The following is a 3,518-nucleotide window of genomic DNA, read 5'->3' as shown; positions in this document are numbered from 1 at the left end:
TTATCAGAAGCATATCGAGCTTGATAAACGTCATTGATGCTATTTCTTTTAAGCTCACGATAGATCGTACTAGGATGTCTTTTAATGAGTTCAGCAAATTTTCTGGCTGAAAAGCCTTCTTTTCTTGACTCAAGCATTAATGCAGTACGATCTTCAAAGTTAAGATGATGGTATGACAATTTTATATACTCCATAAACCCTTTAAATTAATTAGGTGGTTTATGTCGCACTTCAAGTTTTACTCTGCCGTAAAATCTTTAAACAAGATATCTAATCTATTCTGTATTTCTGGTTGAACGTACATAAAATTTCACAAATAAAAAACCTACATAAATGTAGGTTTTTTATATATTAAAATCAAATAAGACCAATTGAAATCATCAAGCCACATTCCCTTCCAAGAAATCCTGTGCAAAGCGCTGTAATACCCCACCCGCTTCATACACATGTACTTCTTCTTCAGTATCCAAACGGCAAGTCACAGGCACTTCAATAATCTGGTTCTTACCATCATCGGTTGAACGCTCAACCACCAAAGTCAACGTCGAACGTGGTGCGATATTACCAATCACGCTATACAGCTCAGTACCATCAAGACCCAAAGTCTTACGGTCTGTACCCGGCTTAAACTCAAGCGGCAAGACACCCATACCGACCAAATTGGTACGGTGAATACGCTCAAAACCTTCCGCTACAATTGCTTCTACACCTGCCAGACGCACACCTTTAGCAGCCCAGTCACGGCTAGAACCCTGACCATAATCCCTACCGGCAATAATGATCAACGGCTGTTTGCGATTCATGTAGATTTCAATCGCTTCCCACATACGCATCACTTCGCCTTCCGGCTCTACACGTGCTTTCGAACCCTGCTTGATCGTGCCGTCAGAACGCACCACCATCTCATTAAACAGTTTCGGGTTGGCAAAAGTCGCACGTTGCGTCGTGAGGTGATCACCGCGATGCGTTGCATAAGAGTTAAAGTCTTCCTCAGGCACACCCATTTTTTTCAGGTATTCACCTGAAGCACTGTCTAAAACAATGGCATTCGATGGTGATAAATGATCAGTGGTGATGTTATCGCCCAAGATCGCCAGTGGACGCATATTCGACAAGGTACGCGGTGCAGCCAAAGCACCTTCCCAATACGGCGGACGGCGGATATAGGTACTTTGCGGACGCCAGTCATACAGCGGACTTGCTGCCTTTTCATTCACGCCCAAGTCGAACATTGGAATGTAGATTTTTTTGAATTGTTCTGGTTTTACAGCAACTTTTACCAGCGCATCAATTTCTTCATCCGATGGCCAAATATCTTTCAGATAAATCGGGTTGCCATCTTTATCAGTCCCAAGTGCATCTTTTTCGATGTCAAAACGAATCGTACCGGCAATCGCATAAGCTACCACTAATGGCGGAGATGCCAAGAACGCCTGTTTCGCATATGGATGAATACGCCCATCGAAGTTACGGTTGCCCGAAAGCACCGCTGTTGCATACAGGTCACGGTCGATGATTTCTTGCTGAATCTTTGGATCAAGCGCACCCGACATGCCGTTACAAGTCGTGCATGCATAGGCCACGATACCAAAGCCCAATTTTTCTAAATCTTTAAGTACGCCTGCTTCTTCCAAATACAAAGCAGCCGCTTTAGAACCCGGTGCAAAAGAAGATTTCACCCAAGGCTTACGGACCAAGCCCAATTCATTGGCCTTACGTGCCAGTAAACCTGCCGCCACCGTATTACGTGGGTTAGAGGTATTAGTACAAGAGGTAATCGCCGCGATAATCACCGCGCCATCTGGCATCAAACCTTCCGCTTCTTGCGCGCGAGCTGCTTCTAAATTACCGGCAATACCTTTTTCTTTCAGGTCAGAGGTTGATACACGTGCATGTGGATTCGATGGGCCAGCGATGTTACGTGTCACAGTCGATAGATCGAAACGCAGCACACGCGGATATTCCGCTTGAGTCATATCCGATGCCCAAAGACCAATTTCTTTGGCATAAGTTTCCACCAGTTTGACTTGCTCAGGTTCACGGCCGGTCAAAGTCAGATAATCAATGGTGTTCTGGTCGATATAGAACATCGCAGCCGTTGCGCCATATTCCGGGGTCATGTTGGAAATCGTGGCACGATCACCCACCGACATGCTGTCAGCACCTTCACCAAAGAATTCTAAATATGCGCCAACCACACGCTCTTTACGCAGGAATTCAGTTAATGCCAAGACGATGTCTGTCGCGGTAATGCCTGGCTTGCGCTGACCAACCAACTCCACACCAATAATGTCCGGCAGACGCATCCACGATGCACGGCCCAGCATCACGTTTTCGGCTTCCAAGCCGCCAACACCAATCGAGATCACGCCCAATGCATCTGTATGAGGCGTATGCGAATCTGTACCAACACAGGTATCCGGGAATGCCAGACCATCACGGTTCTGAATCACCGGAGACATTTTCTCCAGGTTGATCTGGTGCATGATGCCATTACCGGCAGGAATCACATCAACATTTTCAAAGGCAGTTTTGGTCCATTCAATAAAATGGAAACGGTCTTCGTTACGACGGTCTTCAATAGCACGGTTTTTCTCAAAGGCATCTGGATCAAAACCACCAAACTCAACCGCTAGTGAATGATCGACAATGAGCTGGGTTGGTACCACCGGATTGACTTTCGATGGATCGCCGCCCTGATCGGCAATCGCATCACGTAAACCGGCAAGGTCAACCAGTGCCGTTTGCCCCAAGATGTCATGACACACCACACGTGCCGGATACCAGGGAAAATCATGTTCCTGTTTACGCTCAATCAGCTGGCGTAAAGACTGTTCCAGAATGGCAGGATCACAACGACGCACCAACTGCTCTGCCAGGACTTTGGAAGTATAAGGAAGTTTGGCATATGCGCCTGGCTGAATATCTTCTACGGCCTGTCGCACGTCATAATATTCCAGCTGGGTGGTGGATTGCAGCGGTTTACGGTAGTTGTTGTTCATAAGCTTGCCTGCCCTCGTTTATCTCTATTTTTATTCATCAATAGATATCGATGAGTTACTTTTGTAATAGCAGCATTGTACGCTGCACAAATAGCATTTCCCAAATTTTATATTTTTCAAATACTTAATTATAAAAAACGGTATTTTCGCAAAAATTTGTTACATAGACTTTAGAATTTTTGCTTTAAAGCGGTCTTTTGCTAAAAAAATCTGAATAATTCGCCTTATTCTTTAGTCTTATGTTGCAAAATATTTCTCTAAATTTTTATTTGATTATTAGGGTCTGTTGACATTTTCTGTTCAAAAAAATAGCGAGAAAGTAAAATTTAATCGCCAAACCAAATTTACTTCTCGCTATGCCTCGTACAATGCTGAATGATCAACACTGGTCTAAGTTACTTTCTATTTTCCGAAATTTTGATATCTATTCCAAATCTAATTTGAGAAATTTTGTCGAAGCAATACTTTATAGAATAAGAACAGGCTGCCCATGGCGTGATTTGCCTAAAGAATTTG

3 protein-coding genes are annotated in these 3,518 nt (G+C 44.2%); 1 reads left to right on the top strand and 2 read right to left on the bottom strand.

What is annotated here, in order from left to right:
- Both ACNPNW_RS05640 and acnD read right to left on the bottom strand, forming a co-directional pair.
- The coding region (locus ACNPNW_RS05640; protein WP_025468509.1) for a helix-turn-helix domain-containing protein at positions 1-179 on the bottom strand (179 nt) is incomplete at its 3' end.
- Positions 180-380: 201 nt separating this feature from the next.
- Complete coding sequence (gene acnD, locus ACNPNW_RS05635; RefSeq protein ID WP_448766688.1) at positions 381-3,002, bottom strand: Fe/S-dependent 2-methylisocitrate dehydratase AcnD; 2,622 nt, start codon at positions 3,000-3,002, stop codon at positions 381-383.
- Between the two features lie 356 nt (positions 3,003-3,358).
- Here acnD and ACNPNW_RS05630 point away from each other — a divergent pair.
- The coding region (locus ACNPNW_RS05630) for a transposase (RefSeq protein WP_448766689.1) at positions 3,359-3,518 on the top strand (160 nt) is incomplete at its 3' end.

It is taken from the genome of Acinetobacter endophylla (assembly GCF_053543775.1).
Note: the sequence above shows the minus strand (reverse complement) of the source record. Positions and strands in the feature narration are given on the sequence as shown.

What these genes read in the sequence shown, in the direction of transcription:
- acnD (WP_448766688.1), bottom strand. Translation starts at nt 3,002, where the DNA reads ATGAACAACAACTACCGTAAACCGCTGCAATCCACCACCCAGCTGGAA.